At 54.3% G+C, this 18,378-nt stretch carries 14 protein-coding genes and 1 pseudogene; 10 read left to right on the top strand and 5 right to left on the bottom strand.

The window, feature by feature from the left end:
- Positions 1-351: 351 nt before the first annotated feature.
- Positions 352-1,200 (top strand): OmpA family protein, encoded by an 849-nt coding sequence (locus tag WA318_RS19250; protein WP_114098244.1) that lies wholly within the window; start codon positions 352-354, stop codon positions 1,198-1,200.
- Positions 1,201-1,230: 30 nt separating this feature from the next.
- Positions 1,231-1,428 (top strand): YqaE/Pmp3 family membrane protein, encoded by a 198-nt coding sequence (locus WA318_RS19245; protein ID WP_114098245.1) that lies wholly within the window; start codon positions 1,231-1,233, stop codon positions 1,426-1,428.
- Positions 1,429-1,525: 97 nt separating this feature from the next.
- On the opposite strand, the gene WA318_RS19240 is transcribed toward WA318_RS19245, so the two are convergent.
- The 3 genes from WA318_RS19240 to htpG all read right to left on the bottom strand — a co-directional run bounded on the left by WA318_RS19240 (position 1,526) and on the right by htpG (position 5,132).
- On the bottom strand, positions 1,526-1,756 hold the full coding sequence (locus tag WA318_RS19240; protein ID WP_336083763.1) for a hypothetical protein: 231 nt from the start codon (positions 1,754-1,756) through the stop codon (positions 1,526-1,528).
- Between the two features lie 3 nt (positions 1,757-1,759).
- Entirely contained in the window at positions 1,760-3,094 is a 1,335-nt protein-coding gene (locus WA318_RS19235; protein ID WP_258548694.1) for a deoxyguanosinetriphosphate triphosphohydrolase, read from the bottom strand.
- 157 nt (positions 3,095-3,251) lie between these two features.
- A complete protein-coding gene (gene htpG, locus WA318_RS19230) occupies positions 3,252-5,132 on the bottom strand; it encodes a molecular chaperone HtpG (RefSeq protein WP_336083761.1) in 1,881 nt (626 codons plus the stop codon).
- 283 nt (positions 5,133-5,415) lie between these two features.
- Between htpG and WA318_RS19225 the strand changes: the two genes are divergently transcribed.
- The gene (locus tag WA318_RS19225; protein WP_033067024.1) at positions 5,416-5,742 is read left to right on the top strand and encodes an HPF/RaiA family ribosome-associated protein; all 327 of its coding nucleotides are present in this window, start codon (positions 5,416-5,418) and stop codon (positions 5,740-5,742) included.
- Positions 5,743-5,898: 156 nt separating this feature from the next.
- On the opposite strand, the gene WA318_RS19220 is transcribed toward WA318_RS19225, so the two are convergent.
- Both WA318_RS19220 and WA318_RS19215 read right to left on the bottom strand, forming a co-directional pair.
- Positions 5,899-6,225 carry a putative quinol monooxygenase gene (locus tag WA318_RS19220; RefSeq protein WP_336083757.1) on the bottom strand — a complete coding sequence of 109 codons (327 nt, stop codon included), beginning with the start codon at positions 6,223-6,225 and terminating at the stop codon, positions 5,899-5,901.
- Positions 6,222-6,812 carry an NADPH-dependent FMN reductase gene (locus WA318_RS19215; RefSeq protein ID WP_336083755.1) on the bottom strand — a complete coding sequence of 197 codons (591 nt, stop codon included), beginning with the start codon at positions 6,810-6,812 and terminating at the stop codon, positions 6,222-6,224. Before WA318_RS19215 ends, WA318_RS19220 begins: the two co-directional genes overlap by 4 nt.
- Before the next feature lie 116 nt (positions 6,813-6,928).
- Between WA318_RS19215 and soxR the strand changes: the two genes are divergently transcribed.
- From soxR to WA318_RS19180, 7 genes and pseudogenes are all read left to right on the top strand, one after another.
- Complete coding sequence (gene soxR / locus WA318_RS19210; RefSeq protein WP_114098250.1) at positions 6,929-7,390, top strand: redox-sensitive transcriptional activator SoxR; 462 nt, start codon at positions 6,929-6,931, stop codon at positions 7,388-7,390.
- Between the two features lie 184 nt (positions 7,391-7,574).
- A complete protein-coding gene (locus WA318_RS19205; RefSeq protein ID WP_336083752.1) occupies positions 7,575-10,439 on the top strand; it encodes a helicase-related protein in 2,865 nt (954 codons plus the stop codon).
- Between the two features lie 91 nt (positions 10,440-10,530).
- Positions 10,531-10,944: an RNA-binding S4 domain-containing protein gene (locus tag WA318_RS19200; RefSeq protein ID WP_114098252.1), complete on the top strand. Its 414-nt coding sequence runs from the start codon at positions 10,531-10,533 to the stop codon at positions 10,942-10,944.
- Between the two features lie 202 nt (positions 10,945-11,146).
- Positions 11,147-12,868 (top strand): peptidase domain-containing ABC transporter, encoded by a 1,722-nt coding sequence (locus WA318_RS19195; RefSeq protein ID WP_336083749.1) that lies wholly within the window; start codon positions 11,147-11,149, stop codon positions 12,866-12,868.
- Positions 12,865-15,006 carry a peptidase domain-containing ABC transporter gene (locus WA318_RS19190; protein WP_336083747.1) on the top strand — a complete coding sequence of 714 codons (2,142 nt, stop codon included), beginning with the start codon at positions 12,865-12,867 and terminating at the stop codon, positions 15,004-15,006. Before WA318_RS19195 ends, WA318_RS19190 begins: the two co-directional genes overlap by 4 nt.
- Positions 15,003-16,358: an HlyD family type I secretion periplasmic adaptor subunit gene (locus WA318_RS19185; protein WP_336083745.1), complete on the top strand. Its 1,356-nt coding sequence runs from the start codon at positions 15,003-15,005 to the stop codon at positions 16,356-16,358. Before WA318_RS19190 ends, WA318_RS19185 begins: the two co-directional genes overlap by 4 nt.
- 146 nt (positions 16,359-16,504) lie before the next feature.
- Positions 16,505-18,378: pseudogene (locus WA318_RS19180) on the top strand (hypothetical protein); the annotation flags it as partial.

Below are 18,378 nucleotides of genomic sequence, written 5' to 3'. Positions count from 1 at the left end.
AACCGTTGCGGTGCGGGCACCTGCGCAGGGATTGGAACCGAAAAGATTATGAATTTTCTCTATCCCACTGCTTTTTTTCATGAAATTGACTTCTATATATTCTTGGATAGGGGTAATTATATCCCCCTCATATCGTTTTGGGGCATTGGGGCGTGAGTGCAAGTTACGTGTCAAAATTCGGGGTCAGGTCTGTGATCTGATCGACTGCAACAACGATATGGTGCAAGTGACAGGCAAAAAAATGACCTGTCTGGTGGTCGTCATAATCCATTGAAGTCCGGTTTGATGATAACCACCGAAACGAAATTGGGATTGGGATAAAGAATGTCGGTCAGACAAGGAGTAACACCGATGAAAGCTAAACTGCTCGCCGTTGTTTCCGCCGCAGCCTTTCTGAGCGCGTGCGCGAATATGAACATTCCAGGGGTGCGTGACATGGCTGACGAAGGGTCGGCATTTGATGCAGCTCTTCACCAGAATTACGCTGATCTCGCACAGGCCGAGTATGACGAAGCCGATTGGAGCGATGCACGTTACTTCACCAGCCGTTCGAAAATGGCTGCGATGAGCCAGGATACCGGCCCGCAGATGATTTCCGAACGTACCCTGCCAGCAGGCACCGAAGGCGAAGTGGAAGTTGCACGTAGCGACCTGATGGCAGCACTTGATGCCGGTGGTCGTGAAAAGGCTGCAACGGCCGCTGCGCGTGCACAGTCAAGCTTCGATTGCTGGTTGCAGGAACTTGAAGAAAACATTCAGCAGGAAGACATCGACAACTGCCGTTCTGCTTTCTATCAGGCACTCGCCATCGTTCAGGCTGAACTCGACACCGCACCGGCCCCGATGGCTGCAATGCCGATGCCGGTTCCGATGAATGTCTATTTCGGCTTTGACAGCGCTGCAATCGACACCAAAGGCATGTCGGTCATCGACGGTATTGTCGAGGCATATGGCAAATATGAACCGGCATCGATCAGCCTGGTTGCCTATGCCGACCGTGCAGGCGATGCGATGTATAACGACATCCTTGCAAAATCGCGTGTTGATGCCGTTGTGAAAGCACTTCGTGACGGCGGTGTGCCGGCAAGCAAGCTTGCGATTAGCATCAGCGGCGAAGCCAATGTTCCGGTTTCCACCGATGACGGTGTTGCCGAGCAGGGCAACCGTGTTGTCGTTGTCACCTTTAGCGACGGCATGTAAGCGCGTCCAAGCAACAAGGGGATCACATCCATGCGTCTTTTGATCGCACTTCTTCTGCCCTGGTTACTGTTCTTCACCATCGGACGTCCTATTGCAGGCATTATCTGCCTCATCTTGCAGATAACTGTGGTTGGTTGGGTTCCGGCTGCGATCTGGGCGGTCTATTCTCTTAGCCAGTATAATACTGACAAGAAAATCAGCAGTGCCATGGGTGGCGGTCAGGAATAACTGACACTGTCTGTGCTGCGTGGCAGCCGGACATGAAATCCAGGTAAAAGGCAGGCCTTGGGGCCTGCCTTTTGCATTTTAGGGACTGAATTAAACCTTAGCGCAGGTGACGGCGAACACCGCCCACAAAGCGCGCAATCAGCCGTGAAACGATAAAACGGGTCAATGTGAAGCTGATGGCACCGGCTATTGCGGGCCAATACCATGCGGCGACCTCGGGACGGGTGCTTTGTTCAACCAGCCCATAAACCACAACGGCAATTGCGGTTGCGGCAAAGAAGGCTGTTCTTCTGCGATAACGGGCAATAAAGGGACCAAGCATCCACATCAGTTAGTGCTGTCCGCCGCCAATGTCGCGCGCCAGCCGGGCCGCAAAATCATCTGTCATGCCCGACACATAATCAAGGATCACCAGATACAAATCATAAAGCGATGCACCAACCGGCATCGCGTCATTGCCAATCAGTTCGCGTACGCGCCCGGCACGATATGGAAGGTCCGCTTCGGAACCGGCATTGTGAACCTCAAGCGCGGTCTTGCAGAAGGTATCAAGCAGGGTTTCCAGATGGGCAAAGGCCCCCACTTCAATCTGAACCTTGCGGCGGTTCAGAATGATCTGCTTTTCCGAGAATGACTTTGCTGTCGTGATCAGCTCGTTATAGGGACCACTTGCACAGGCCAGAAGGTCACCTTTCCACTCTCCTGCCAGAAGGGCGTCCTCGTTGGCGACGAAGGCATCCACCAGCGCAGCAAGAATCCCGGTCATGATCTTGCCACGCAGGAACGAGATTTTGCGACTGGCATTGGGTTCGCGGTCATATTCCGCCGGAAGATCACCCGCGATACAGGGACGAAGCATTTCTTCAAGAACCCGGAAATCGACCAGTTCAAGTTCCACCCCGTCTTCGATATCGATCAGGGCATAGCAAGCATCGTCAGCGGCCTCGACCAGATAAACCAGCGGATGGCGGCAAAATGACTGATCACCGGTGCGGATCAGGCCCGTGGCGTCGGCGACTTCTTCAAGCAGGGAAAATTCCTTTTGGAAGGCGCCAAATTTCTTTTTCTGCGGGAAGGGGCTGCCCGATGCAGACCAGGGATACTTCAGGAAGCTTGCCAGTGTCGCATAGGTCAAACGCATCCCGCCATCATACAGACCAGTCCGTTTGTTGGTCAGAAGCCGGAACCCTTGAGCATTTCCTTCATAGGTGGTCAGATCAGCGAACTGTTCGGCGGTCAGGCTGCGGGTAAAAGAAGGATCGGCATCAATGAACCACTGGCGGATTGCATATTCCCCGGCATGACCAAAAGGCGGGTTGCCGATATCGTGACACAGCGCGGCGGCCTGAACGATCGCGGCCATATGGTCGGGATCAATCGTATCGGGAAGACTGCCTTTTTCATGTAAACGATGACCAATCATCAAGCCCAGCGAACGTCCGATGCATGAGACCTCAAGGCTATGGGTCAGGCGGGTATGGACATTGTCATTTTCCGGCAGCGGATGAACCTGCGTCTTGCGTTGCAGGCGGCGGAAAGCTGAAGAAAAGATGATGCGGTCATAATCCTTGTGAAAGTCGGATCGACCAAACGCCCCGACACTGGAATGACGGGTGCCAAGCCGGGCGGGTGACAACAGTTTTTGCCAGTTCATCATCGCGGTCATGGTGTATCGGGCCTTCCCGTTCGTTCACAGGTTCTTTCACATGTGGGGCCTTTATGCCCGTTGTTGGTAAATAAGCATTTTAAATTTTGCGATTTCCCAAAAGAAAACGGCGCATCTTTTGATGCGCCGTTGATAATGTCGGGTCGTCTATCAGGTGTCAGGCACCCAGACCTTTTTCCATGATCAGATCAAGGCGACGGGCAAAGCTGACCGGGTCGGGCAGGGCTTCGCCTTCAAGAATGCGGGCCTGATCCAGCAGAAGCAAAGCGGCGTCATTGAGGATCGGTGCCTTGGCATCCTTGATCGCAACGTCAGACAGCTTTTTGATCAGGCTGTGTTTCGGATTGATTTCAAGAATGCGCGGGCTGATTTCGTCAACACGGTTGTGTTGTTTCATCAGGCGTTCCATGCGCAAATCCATACCGGTTTCATCGGCGATCAGGCAGCAGGCCGAACTGGTCAGACGATCAGATTCGCGAACATCCTTAACACCGGTGCCAAGGGCGATCTTGATTGATGCAATCAGGGCATCAAGTGATGCATCACTTGCCGCCTCGTCCTTTTTCGCATCCTTGCTATCATCCTTGTCGTCGGCTTTGACGTCATTAAGGTCTGCACCACCACGGGTTACCGATTTGAAGTCCTTTTCTTCAAACTGGCCAACCGATGGCATCCAGAATTCATCAACCGGATCAGTCAGAAGCAGAACTTCAATGCCTTTGGCTGCAAAGCCTTCAAGCTGCGGGCTGCGTTTAAGCGCATCAATGTCTTCGCCACTGATATAATAGATGGCCTTCTGGCCTTCTTTCATGCGTTCGACATATTCGGCCAACGTGGTCCAGCCATCACCCTTGGTCGAGCGGAATTTGGCGATCTTGAGGATGCGGGCACGGTTCGACTGATCTTCGTAGAGGCCTTCCTTGACGACGGCACCAAAGTTTTCCCAGAACTTTTCGAACCCTTCACTGTCTTTCTTGGCAGCGGTTTCAAGTTCGGACAGGACTTTCTTGGTCAGGCCGTTTTTGATCTTGGTCAGGACGGGATTGTGCTGAAGCATCTCACGCGAGACGTTAAGCGGCAGGTCCTGACTGTCGACCACACCCGATACAAAGCGCAGCCACGGCGGAAGAAGTTCGTCTGCGCCCTCGGTAATAAAGACCTTTCGAACATACAGTTTCAGATGGCCTTTGCGCTGCGGATCATAAAGATCAAACGGGCGCATGGTCGGCAGATACAGAAGACCGGTATATTCAATCGCGCCTTCGGCCTGATAGTGGATGGTTTTCCAGGGATCGTCGAAGGCATGGGAATTGTGTTTATAGAATTCCTTGTATTGCTCGTCGGTGACATCTGATTTCGGGCGCGTCCAAAGGGCGGATGCCTCGTTCAGCGTTTCGTCTCCGTCGGCTTTCATCAGGACAACCGGGATACCGATATGATCGGAATAGGTTTTGACGATGTGGCGCAGGCGATATTCCTCGGTAAATTCCTTGAATTCGTCAGTCAGATGCAGGGTGATCTGTGTGCCGCGGCCTTCCATCTCGGTTTCGGCGATGGTGTATTCGCCCTTGCCGTCCGATGACCATTTCCATGCCTGATCCTCGCCAGCCTTTCGACTTACGACATCGACCTGACTTGCCACCATGAAGGCGGAATAGAAACCGACACCAAACTGGCCAATCAGGTCAACATCCTTGGGATTGTCTGACTTTGATACGGCATCAAGGAACTTCGCGGTTCCCGAATTGGCAATGGTGCCAAGATTGTCAATCAGGTCTTCCTTGTTCATCCCGATCCCGTTATCGGCAATCGTCAGAACATTGCGAACATTATCCGTAAGCAGGCGGACCTTGAATTCAGCGTCGCCAGCGAGCAGTTCCGGTTTGGCAATTGCTTCGTAACGCAGCTTGTCGCACGCATCAGAAGCATTGGAGATCAGCTCGCGCAGGAAGATGTCCTTGTTCGAATAAAGGGAATGGACAACGATATCGAGCAGTCGACTGACCTCGGCCTCGAACCGCATTTTTTCTTCCGTCATGACCTCTTTTTTCTCCTGTAATTCAATGATCTGAGGACCTTCCCCTGATGAGGCAGAAGGCCAACCAACGCAATGGTCTGGTTTCGACCGAGCTTGATATGCGTCAACGCACCTTGCAGCGCAAGTCCTGTATCCTAAGTATAAATATAGACGGTTTTTATCAGGGGCGTACAAACCAGACAATAACGCCCCTAAAAATCCCGGAACGGTAAAAGTTTCGGGGGTGAACGGCAGGGTGCAACGCCCTGCTTTGCGTCCAAGGCTTTAAACAGGAGGCCGTATCATGAAGGTTCCCGTTCAAATCACCTACCGTGATGTTGATCAGTCTGATGCGCTTGACGAGCGTATCCGTTTCAAGGTGCAAAAACTGGAAGAAACCTTCGATCGCATGACAAGTTGTCATGTCGTGGTGGAACGACCCCATGCTTCCCATAACCATGGAAACCGCTTTGCCGTGCATTTCGGCATTAATGTGCCTGGCAAGGAAATCATGGTGAAGCGTGATAGCGCCGATCATGCGCATGAGGATGTCTATATTGCGCTGAAAAACAGTTTCCAGGCGGCGCGTCGGCAGCTCAAGGAATATGCCGACAAGATGCGTAATCACTAAGGTTCCTGTTCGATATGGAAAGGCAGGCGGGGCGACCGGATGGTCGCCCCGTTTTGCGTTTGGAAATCACTTTTGCACGGGTGGCGCAAAGGGTGGCGCAAAGGGAGGTGCAGGGAATGTATCAGCCCGAAACTGCTGCGGGGGAGGCGGGGGAGCTCAAACAGTTCCGGACTGATACAGCGCGGTGAAGCGGCCGGGCTTTGCTGCTTCAAGAAGGGGGCGCACGCGGTTCATATGTTCGGCAAAGCGCGGGGAGCCGGTCCAGTTGTCCAGATCGTCGCGGGATCGAAATCGCGACATAATGACAAAGGATTCTCCGTCTTCGGCGGCATAAAACCGCCCGCCAATAAGGCCTTCGATTTCCGGGGCGACGCTTTGCTGGAATTGTGTCTGGATTTCAACAAAGCTGTCTTTCTGCCCGGCCTTTGGCGTCACCTTGCTAAGTGTGATGACTTCGTCACTTGGCGGGTTGGTTGGCGTCATGATGCCACGGCCTCCGTAAGTTGATGTTTGCTTTGCGGATAGCGGGCTTCGCGCAATGCGCCTGCCCACCATTTCAGGTCAGTTGTCATGTTATGGAGTGCTGCCTTGGCACCAACCGGTTCCAGGGGCTGTCCGTCTTCGTCAAAGCGGTCCCATGCATTGGCGAAACTCACGACGTCGCGCATTGTGACGGCCTGTAATTCGGCAAAGACCAGTCGCAGCTGTTCAACAGCACGCAGTCCGCCAGACATTCCACCATAGGAAACAAAGGCCACCGGTTTGCGTCTCCATTCCTGTTTGGCGGCATCAATCAGAAGCTTCAACTCGCCCGTGAAGCTGTGATTGTATTCCGGTGTGACGACGATAAAAGCATCGGCCTCTGCCAGTGTTACATGAAGATGCTGAACAGCGGGATGCTGTGCCCCGACATGGAAAGCTGGCAAGTTAAGGGTGGCCGGATCAATCGTATCAATTGAAATGTCATGATCGGTTTTGAGTGTCTCGATCGCCCACCGGGCAACAACGTCACAAAACCGGCCTTCACGTGCGCTGCCATAGATGATGGCGACATTGAATGTCTCTTTCATGGATTTGACTCCTTGATAATTTCTCTTCAATGCGTAAGTTTCTAAAACCTCAACCAATATTAAGGTCAAGGGTGAATTTTCATGTCGGTGACAAGGCGCAATGCAGGAGGGGGAAAATGACGGGTTGCGGCGTTTTACAGCGTTATCTGAGTGTCGGGGAAGTCGCCAGTCGCAGCGGAATTGCTGTATCGGCTGTGCATTTTTACGAGCGCAAGGGACTGATCAGTTCGATCCGTACGGACGGGAACCAGCGCCGGTTTCACCGTGGTGTGCTGCGTAAACTTGCCATCATCAAGGTCGCGCAGAAAACCGGGATTCCGCTTTCGGAAATTGGCGATGCATTTGACAAGTTGCCGCCCAACACCGTGCCAACGGCCAAGGACTGGGCAAAGCTGTCATCGCAGTGGCGCGATGACCTCAACGAGCGGATCGAACAGCTTACCCGGCTGCGTGATCAGCTTGGGCAATGTATCGGTTGCGGGTGCCTGTCGATCTCCGATTGTCCGCTGCGCAATCCGGCCGACGAGCTTGCCGTCGATGGGCCCGGTGCGCGGTTGCTTGAACTTGAAGAACATTAAGACCCCGGTTATCGCGTTGATCGCCCGGTCAACTGAATTGCTGAACCTGTGAAATCTTGTACAGTTCTGCAGTTTGCGCATGGCCGGGCACAGGCAGAATGCTTGACATCCCGCCGGTTCGCGTGTTGAAAGGCCCAAAGATTGCGACAGTCCGGATCATTGGGCTGTCGATTGGAAAAGTTTGATGCAGATTTCAACCCGAACCGGTCCCCGTATCCTTGCCATATTGGGGCCGACCAACACCGGCAAGACCCATTTGGCCATGGAACGGATGTTGGCGCACACGACCGGGATGATCGGGTTCCCGTTGCGATTGCTGGCACGTGAAAACTATGACCGTGCAGTGGAAAAGGTCGGCAAGGGGGCTGTGGCCCTGATCACCGGCGAAGAACGCATCCTTCCGAAAACGGCACGCTACTTCCTGTGTACCGTCGAAGCCATGCCAGTTGCCAAGCAGGTCGACTTTCTGGCGATTGACGAAATCCAGATGTGTGCTGATCCGGAACGCGGGCATGTCTTTACCGACCGTTTGTTGCATGCACGCGGACGTTCCGAAACCATGTTCATGGGGGCCGAAACCATTCGGCCGGTTATCCGCAAGCTGGTTGAGAATGTCGAATTTGATCGACGCGAACGCTTTTCGACACTGACCTATAACGGGTCCAAGAAAATTCAGCGTCTTCCGTCCCAGTCGGCGGTGGTGACTTTTTCTGCACAGGAAGTCTATGCCGTGGCCGAACTGGTGCGTCGCCAGAAGGGCGGGGCAGCCGTGGTTCTTGGCGCGCTCAGCCCGCGCACCCGCAATGCCCAGGTCGAGATGTTCCAGAATGGCGAAGTTGAACATCTGATTGCGACCGATGCCATCGGCATGGGGCTTAACCTTGATCTGAACCATGTGGCCTTTGCGGCGCTGACCAAGTTCGATGGCAAGTTCAATCGTGGTTTGACAGCGGCGGAAACCGCACAGATTGCCGGTCGTGCTGGCCGTCACATGAATGACGGCACGTTTGGTGTTACCGGAAACCTGTCGGGGGTTGATCCCGATATTATCGAACAGATCGAAGCACATGAGTTCGAACCGCTTGCCAAAGTTTTCTGGCGCAATGCCCGACTTGATTTCCGGTCAGTCGATGCGTTGCAGAAGTCTCTGCGTCGCCGGTCCGATGATCCGACCCTTATTCTGGCACGTGAGCCGGTTGATGAAATCATGCTTGATCATCTTTCGCATAACGAAGATGTCGCACGGATCGCAACGGCGCCCGATCGGGTCCAGTTATTGTGGGAAGTCTGCCAGATTCCCGATTTCAGAAATATCCATACCGATGCCCATCCAAGACTGCTAACATCTATCTATCGCTATCTCGCGAAACCCGGAAGCAAGCTGCCCATCGACTGGTTGGGTGAACAAGTCTTGCGTCTGGATCGTTATGATGGTGATATCGATCAGTTGTCATCACGTTTGGCAGGTATTCGCGTCTGGACATATGTATCGCACAAACATCACTGGCTCGAAGATGCCAATCATTGGCAGGAACGCACGCGGGCCATTGAGGATAAGCTCTCAGATGTGCTACATGAACGCCTGACCCAAAGGTTCGTTGACAGACGGACCTCGGTTTTATTGAAAAGTCTCAAGGACAAGTCTGAACTCATGTCTACCATCACTGCGAATGGTGAAGTACAGGTCGAAGGTGAATTTGTCGGCCGTCTTGATGGATTCCGTTTCATCCCTGATGAAACCGATGCTGCTTTCGAAGGCAAGGCTATTGCCAGTGCCGCACGCCGCGCGTTGACTGGCGAAATCGCCCAGCGCGTCAAACAACTTGAAACCGACGAAGACGATAAATTCGCGGTGAATGGGCAGCTTGATGTCCTCTGGAACGGCGCGCAGGTTGGTGTGCTGAAAAAAGGTGACACTGTTCTGTCACCCGACGTTCAGGTGATCGACAGCGAGTTCTTTGACGGTCCTACACGCGAACGGGTTCGTACCCGTCTTCAGAATTTCGTCAATGCCCACATCGAAGCCCGCCTTAAAATGCTGACCCGTCTGCGCGATTGTCAGCTTTCGGGGCCGATTCGTGGTCTTCTGTTCCAGCTGAACGAAGGTCTGGGCTGCGTTCCGCGCTCGGAACTCGAAAGCTTGGTCAAGGATCTGTCGGACGAAGACCGCAAGGCGCTTGCCAAACTTGGCGTGCGTCTTGGTGTTGAAACCGTCCATGTGCTTGACGCGCTCAAACCTGATCCGGTTGAGCTGCGCGGTATTTTGTGGGCGGTTGCCCGCGAACTCGATGCGCTTCCGGAATTGCCGCCTGCGGGCCGGACCTCGGTTCCCAATGATCGTGCAAATTCCAAGGGCTTCTATCTTGCTGCCGGTTACATGCCGGTCGGCCCGCTTGCCGCACGTGTGGACATGCTTGAACGTTTCGCGGCCCTTCTGCGTCAGAAGGCACGTGAAAATGATGGCAAGGTTCGTCCGGACCCTGATCTGCTGTCGCTTCTGGGCTGCACCGTCGAACAGGCCGAGGGCGTCTTTACCGCACTTGGCTGGCGCGCCGAGGTAACCAAGGTCAAGAAGTCCGAACTTCTTGCCAAGGAAGCCGAGAAAAAGGCCGAAGAACCCGCCAAGGCAGAAGCTGAAGTCAAAGCCGAAGAAGCACCGGCTGCTGAAAGCAGTGAAGCTGCACCGGCAGAGGCTGCAGAGGCAGAAGCATCAGAAGCAGCACCGGCCAAGGCCGAAGACGCGGCTGATGCAACCGACGCAGTCGAAACCGACGCCGATGGTGATGAACTGGTCGAAGTCAAATTCTTCGTCCGTGTTGATCGTCGCAAACGTGGTGGTGCCGGTCGCGGTCAGCGCGGCCCGCGTCAGGAAACGCGTGGCAAAGGCGGCCCCAAAGGCAAGGGCGGCAATAATCGTCCGAACCAGGGCGGCAAGGGTGGCCGCGGTGGCAAGCCGGGCGGACGTGGTCAGGCGCCCGAAAAGAACAACCAGATCAACGAAGATTCGCCTTTTGCCAAGCTTAAGGAAATGCTGGCAGCCAAAGGCTGATTGCAGCAAATTTGATCTGTTGAACGGCGATCCTTGCGGGTCGCCGTTCTGCGTTCCAAATGTAAGTTAATCAGACGGTTATGAGATGCGAATGGCTGTGAAGGAACAGACTGAAAAGCTCAGGATTGATAAGTGGTTGTGGCATGCACGGTTTTATAAAACCAGATCGCTTGCCAGCAAGGCCTGTCAGTCAGGGCACATTGTTCTGAACGGTCAGTCGGTTTCCAAGGCGAGTGTTTCAGTCGTTGCGGGCGACAGGCTTCAGTTCTTTCAGGGGCCGCATCTGCGAGTAGTCGAGGTTGTCGCACTTGGCGAACGCCGCGGCCCGGCCCCTGAGGCACAGGCACTTTATGTGGATCACTCGCCGCCAAGAATGCCCAAAAAAGAAGTGGCGTCTGATATACGAACCGCACCGGTTGCCGAACGTGAAGCCGGTGCCGGACGGCCGACCAAAGCCGAGCGCAGGGCGCTCGACCGATTGCGTGGTGACGGGGATGTTGGATAGACCTTTATCAAGGTTGTTCTGATGTGACCGGAAGCTATGTGGTTCAAAGCCAGGATGGCGTGAATCTGAATGTCATCAGGTTGTAAATTGTGCATGAATTTCTTGCGCCGGGTTTAGTGATCCGTTATGCATCCTATCTAATGGTATAATTCACCCTCTTTTGGATGGTGTTGATCTGTATGAGCTGGAGCATTCTCGTTTTATGACACGCCGGCCGGGATTGAATATCGGGACTTTGTCGCATTTGCGCGCAGGCCGTTTTTCGCTTTTGATTGCCGCTTTGGTAATCAACCTGCTGTCGCTTGCCCTGCCCATCACCCTGCTGCAGGTCTATGATCGTGTGTTGCCGCACAATTCGATCCCGACTTTGACGCTTCTTATTCTTGGCGTGCTTGGAGCCTTGCTGGTTGAGGCAATGCTGCGTCTTGGGCGCGCCTATATATCTTCCCTGTCCGCGGCAAAGTTCGAACATGAAAGTTCGCAAAGGGCGATTGGCCATCTGCTTTCAACAAGTTTGATCGACTATGACAAGACCGCGCCGGGTCTTCATCTGCAACGGCTTAACAGCTTGAACCTGTTGCGTGATTTCTATGCCGGGCAGGCAATCGGCGCGATTGTCGATTTACCTTTCATCATCCTGTTTCTTGCGCTGATTGCCATTATTGGCGGTGTTCTTGTCGCGGTGCCGCTGGGCATTCTTGTTGCATTTTTTGTCACGGCATCAATTCTTGGTCGGCAGTTGCGCAATGCGCTCGACAAGCGCAGCCAGTCTGACGAACGGCGCTATAATTTCATTATCGAAACGCTGACGGGTATTCACACCATCAAGTCGATGGCGATGGAAAACCTGATGGTGCGTCGTCATGAACAGCTTCAGGAACAATGTTCCGGTGATGACCAGCTTGCAGCTCGATCAGCGCACGCCGCGGTAAATGCCAGTGCAACCTTTTCGATGCTGACCATGGTGCTGGTTGCGGCCATTGGCAGTGTGCTGGTGATTGAAGGGCAGCTTACCGTTGGTGGCCTTGCGGCCTGTACGATGTTGTCGGGACGATCCATTCAGCCGCTGCAACGTGCCATGAGCCTGTGGACCCAGTTCCAGAACATCCGTGTTGCCCGCCAGCGCGTCAGGGAACTGTTTGAAATTGATCCCGAAGACAAGCCCGGTGCACCTGAAATGCCATTGCTGAATGGCAAGATCGAGTTGCGCAATCTTGGTTTCGCCCATGCGGATGGCAAAAAGATCTTCGACCGGCTTGATCTGGTGATTGAACCGGGTGATTCGATTGCCATTACCGGCGATAACGGCACGGGCAAGACCACCTTGCTGTGGCTTTTGATGGGGGCTTTGCACCCGGATGAGGGCGACATCTTGCTTGATGGGAAAAGGCCCAAGGATTACAGCGCCGAATCAACCCGTCGACAGATCGCCTATCTGCCGCAGCATGGCGTGATGTTCAAGGGAACCATCCTTGAAAATATCACCGGTTTCCGCAAGGAGATCGGGGTCGAACGGGTGATTGAAATCTCCCGGCGTCTTGGTCTTGATGACATCGTCATGCGCATGCCCGAGGGCTATGACACCGAAGTTGGCGGACAGGCATCCGAAACGCTTCCGCGTGGTGTCAAACAACGCATTGCCGTTGCACGTGCACTGATCGACTATCCCCGGATTGTCCTGTTTGATGAAGCCAACAGTTCACTCGATATGGCCGGTGACAACATCATGGCCAGCCTGATGCTTGAACTTAAAAAACACTGCACATTGGTGATGGTGTCCCATCGCCCATCCCTGATTGCCTTGGCGAACAAACAATACCGGATCGTTGATCGTCATCTTGTCCCTGTTCTGAAACGCAGTAACGCACGGATCACGCGTGCGCAATCAGCGTTCGGCGCACCAGTCGAGACGGGGGCAGAATGAAAAAGCTTGAGAATATGAACTATGCGCTGGGCTACCGCATGGGGCTGGCCAGCACGGATGCCCAGTCGGACTTTGACGCATGTTTGTGGCCATTGCTGCAGGCGCTGGGATGGCGCGGCCTGCCCCGTCAGGTGGCCGAGGCCTTGCCGCATATGGATCAGGCGCTTGATCTGACCGATTTTCGTAACGTTCTGGCGCATCTGAATTATCAGTCGCGTGAAATCATTGCGACCCTTGACCAGATCGACGAACGCATGATGCCCTGCCTGTTTGTGCCAGATAACGGCACGGCACTGGTTGTTATTCGCCCCGAAGATAACGGCATTCGCGTCTTTGACGGCGGGACGGACCGTGAAATGGTGATCCGTTCATCGGCCCTGACGGGGAAGGTTTACCAGTTTACAACTGCTGATCGTCGAGCGCGCTATTTCGAAGATGACAAACGCGGATGGTTTGGCGGGATCGCCGACAGATTTTCGTCGCTTGGCTATCAGCTATTGTTGATGACGCTGGTGCTCAACATCATGGCATTGGCGACCCCGATCTTTGTCATGGGCATTTATGACCGGGTGATCGGGACGCGGTCGATTCCAATGCTGATCCAGTTTTCCATCGGTATTGGCATCGTCATTTTGCTCGGCTGGATATTACGCGCATTGCGCAGTCAGATCGTCAGCCATTTTGGGGCGCGACTTGATACGCTTGTCAGTGGCGCAATTTTCGAACGCCTTTTATCGCTTCCGCCTGCCTTTACCGAACGGGCACCGGTCGGTGTGCAGATTTCGCGTATTCGCGATTTCGAAAGCGTGCGTGAATTCTTCACCGGGCCGATGGCACTGGTGATGCTTGAAATGCCGTTTGTGCCGATCTTCCTGATTGTCATGTTTTATCTTGGCGGGTGGCTGGCCCTTATACCGATCGCTCTGATCGGGGTCTTTTTGCTGATCGGGATTGTGACCTTTCCGGTGGTGTCGCGGCGGGTTGCGGAACTTGGCCGCCATGGTGCCAACCGACAGGAATTCCTTGTGGAAACTGTCGGCAAGATGTCGGTTCTGAAATACACCGCAGCGGAAAAACGCTGGCTGGCGCGGTTCCGTGATATTTCGGCTGATACGGCATATGCCGGTTTCCGGGTTTCGATGGTCAATAACGTGATCAATACATCCGCACAGATATTGATGATCACGTCCGGCGCGCTGGTTCTGGCATTTGGTGCAGATCGCGTGATGAATGCGCAGATGAGTGTCGGTGCGCTTGTCGCATCCATGATGCTGGCCTGGCGCGTTTTGGGGCCGATCAATCAGGCGTTTCTTGGCTTGCCGCGTCTGGCGCAGCTGCGCGGCAGTGTCCGGCAAATCAATCGTCTGATGAACCTTCAGCCCGAAGGCGATCTTGTGCCGCGCTCGGTCGAGCAACGCCGCTTTGATGGTGCGATCACGTTCTCGCGTGTCAGCTTCCGTTATACGGCGGATTCTGATCCGGCTCTTGTCGGTGTCAGTTTCGATATAAAACCCGGGCAGGTTGTTGCTGTTGTCGGTGCGAACGGGGCGGGGAAATCATCCCTGATCAAACTGATTGCCGGGATGTATCAGCCACAAGCCGGTGCCGTTCTGATTGACGGGGCGGATATTCGTCAGATGGACCCGCAAGCCTTGCGGCAGGCGATTTCCTATGTGCCGCAGGATATTGAATTCTTCCGTGGGTCGATTGCACAGAATTTGCGTCTGGCAAACCCCGTGGCATCGCAGGACGACCTTCGCATGGCCTGCATGTCGGCAGGTATCTTGCAGGAAGTGGAATCGCTACCTGAGGGGTTCGATACGCGAATTGGCGATCAGCATTCATCGCGTTATTCGGCCAGTTTCCTGCAACGCCTTGCACTGGCGCGTGCCTTTGTCCGCGAAGCACCGATCATTCTGTTTGATGAACCGACCAATGGTCTGGACCAGCGCGCAGACCGCGCTTTCCAGCATACCGTCAACCGCCTGCGCGGCGGTTCGACGATATTCCTGATTACCCATCGGCCAAGTCACCTTGATCTGGCCGACCGCATTCTTGTTCTTGATGCAGGGCAGTTGCGCGGTGATGCGCCGCCCGCACGGATCAAGCAACAAGTGATAGACGGAGGCTACCTATGAGCAATGCAGCTGTGCAGAATACTGCGATTGAACGGTTCCGCCGGTCCCGGCGCATGGCACGTTATCTTTCGCACGCGGTGTTGCTTGAAGAAGGCGGGATTTCGATCTTTGTCCGGGCGGCGATGGTGCTGCTATCGGTTGGTTTTCTGGCACTTGTGGCCTGGGCTGCCACCACCCAGATCAAGGAAACCGCCATCACCTTTGGTCAGGTGATGCCAACCGGTGCGGTGAACAAGATCCAGCATCTTGAAGGCGGCATCATCGAACAGATCATGGTGCGCGACGGTGACCTTGTTGAGCCGGGACAGGTTTTGATGCGGCTTAAGGCCGATGGTGCACAGGCCGAACTTTCGCAAACCGAAACCAAACTTGGAAATTTGCAGCTTGAATCCGAACGCTATCGCGCCTTGGCCGAAGGTCGCGAACCGGATTTTGCAACCCTGCTTGCGCAATATCCGGAACTGGCGCGCAACCAGCAGGAAATTTACAACATCCAGACCGAGCTTGATAATAACCAGTCCGAAATCCTTCAGGTCCAGATCAAGGAACGTAACGCCGAACTTGCACAATTGGCCGAACAGGAAGCCACCTTGCGCAAGTCGGTTGATCTGTTGAATCAGGAAGTGACCATGCGCCGTTCGCTCTATGAACAGGGGCTGAACTCCAAGGTGCTGTTCCTGAACATCCAGCGCGAACTGAACGAGGCACAGGGTAATCTTTCCGGGGTTGTTGCCGAACAGGCGCGCGCACGCGAAACCATCGCCGAGGCAAATTTGCGTTTGAATGAGCTTGAAAAAAGCCAGCGTGAAGAAGCCATTACCGAGCTTGGCCGTTTGGGAGGTGAAATTGCCCAAACCCGCGAGGCCCTTCGCAAACTGCGTGATCGTGTCGCACGTCTGGAAATTGTTGCGCCGACACGCGGTTATATCAAGGGACTGCAATTCACGACAATTGGCGGGGTGATAGCCCCGGCCCAGATCGTCATGGAGCTGGTGCCGGCAGATGACGATCTGATTGCTGAAACACGGATATCAACCGAGGATATCGGGCATGTGCATCTTGGCCAGCCGGTGACGGTCAAGGTCAGCGCATTTGACTTTATACGATATGGTGGTATTTCCGGCGAACTGGTATCGATTTCTGCATCTACTTTTGTTGATGAAGAGGGACGTCCATATTATAAAGGCAAGGTTGCCCTTGATTCTGACACGGTTGGAGAGGGGGCAGTTGCTCAGAAGATCATACCCGGCATGACTGTCCAGGCGGACATCCAGACCGGGGAGCGTACCCTTCTTCAGTATTTGCTGAAGCCGGTATATGTCTCGCTTGATCAAGCGTTTAAGGAACGATGAGCGTATTTTTGGTCCCGCTGGAAATGATCATGTCATTTCTACTGCCTGGCCGCACAATTCTCTGGTGTAAACTAGGGATTCTATACTAATGTATAGATGTGTGAGTTGGGCGAAACCCTTCTCGCACTTTACGGAGAATGGGTTTGATGGCGGACGATCCTCGCGATACGGAAAATTCACGCAGTGACGGTGATGGCGGCGACCTCAATCAGGGCGCTGCATCGGACGATTTGATGCGCGCGGACGAGCAGGACAGCGAAACGAACGAACTGGTCGAAACCCAGGGCGGTCAGAACGAATCTGGCACACCGCCCGAACAGGAAATCGGTTCGGTCCAGTACGGAAACCTGGCTTTCAACCCGCAGGGCGAAGCGCAGCAGGCCTTCCGCCGCCAGAATGCTGCATCCCAGCGTCAGGAACGTGTCGAGGCCGAAGAGGCGACCGAAAAGCAAACCATCGCCCAGAATGAAGCGGCCGAGATTCAGAACAATCTTGATACCGGTGCCGACACCGTTGACACCAATATCGGTAATGATGGTGCCGATAACATCTCGCTGCAATCCGATCCAAGCACAATCGAATTGCCTGAAATTCCGCTTTCGACGAACGATACCAATGCCTTGCGTGGTGATCGCGAAGATATCCGCGGGGATGGTCGTGATGATCGTGGCCCGGACTTCATCCCGCCCGAAGAACAGACGCCAGAAGCCGAAACCGAGATTCTGGAGCTGATCGAAGAAGACGAAAGCATCGAAGAAACCGAGACGGTTGAAGAAACTGTCGAGGCGCCCAAGGTTGCCGATACGCCTGATTTGAAGGTCAGTAATGTAACAGGATCGGAAGACAGCGCGATTTCGCTTAATGTTTCCGCCGCACTCAATGATCTTGATGGTGGCAGTGAAACACTCTCGATCACGATCTCAGGTGTGCCCGATGGTGCGGTATTGTCTGCCGGAACCGATAATGGCGACGGCACCTGGACCGTATCTGCCGGGCAGCTATCGGGACTGACACTCACGCCCCCGGATGACTATAGCGGCAGCTTCACCCTTTCGGTAACCGCGACCAGTCGCGAGGCCAATGGCAGCACAAGCACAACCTCATCAAGCTTTACGGTCGAGGTCGGGGGTGTTGCCGATGGTGCAACACTTGATGTGTCCGATGCATCGGGCCGCGAGGATAGCGCGATTGCCCTTGATATCGACACCGAACTTCTTGATGGCAGTGAAAGCATCTCAGTCACCATCACCGGTGTTCCCGATGGTGCAGAACTGTCGGCGGGGACCAATAATGGCGATGGCACATGGACCCTTGATCCTTCCGAACTCGAAGGCCTGACCATCACCCCGCCTGAAGACTTCAGCGGTGAAATTGATCTGTCTGTACTCGTCTCCACCAAGGATGGCGATGATACAGCCGTGGTGATGGAAGACATCAAGGTTGAAGTTGCAGGCGTCGCCGACACCCCGACGCTTGAAGTGTCGGATGCGTCTGGCAGTGAAGAAGGTGCAATTGCGCTCGATATTGACGCTGGCCTGACCGATGCGTCGGAAGTTCTGTCGATCACGATTTCTGGCGTGCCCGAAGGAGCTGTGCTGTCAGCAGGGACCGATAATGGTGACGGCACCTGGACACTGTCTGCCTCTGATCTCGAAGGTTTGACGATTACGCCCGCCGATGATTATTCCGGTTCGTTCGATCTGGGTGTCACCGTTACCTCGACTGATGGCGATGATACCGCAACTACATCGGGCTCAATCACCGTTGATGTTGAAGGTGTCGCGGATGCGCCGACGCTGGAAGTCTCTGACGCTTCGGGTAGTGAAGAGGGTTCAATTGCCCTTGATATTGACGCGGGCCTGACTGATGCGTCGGAAGTTCTGTCGATCACGATCTCCGGTGTTCCGGATGGCGCCGAGTTGTCTGCCGGTACCGATAATGGCGACGGCACCTGGACACTCTCGGCCTCAGACCTCGAAGGTCTGACGATCACGCCAGCCGATGACTATTCCGGTTCCTT

The sequence above is a fragment of the Thalassospira sp. CH_XMU1448-2 genome, from assembly GCF_037027285.1.
GTDB lineage: Bacteria > Pseudomonadota > Alphaproteobacteria > Rhodospirillales > Thalassospiraceae > Thalassospira > Thalassospira profundimaris_C.
This window is presented reverse-complemented; position numbering and strand designations above follow the sequence as displayed.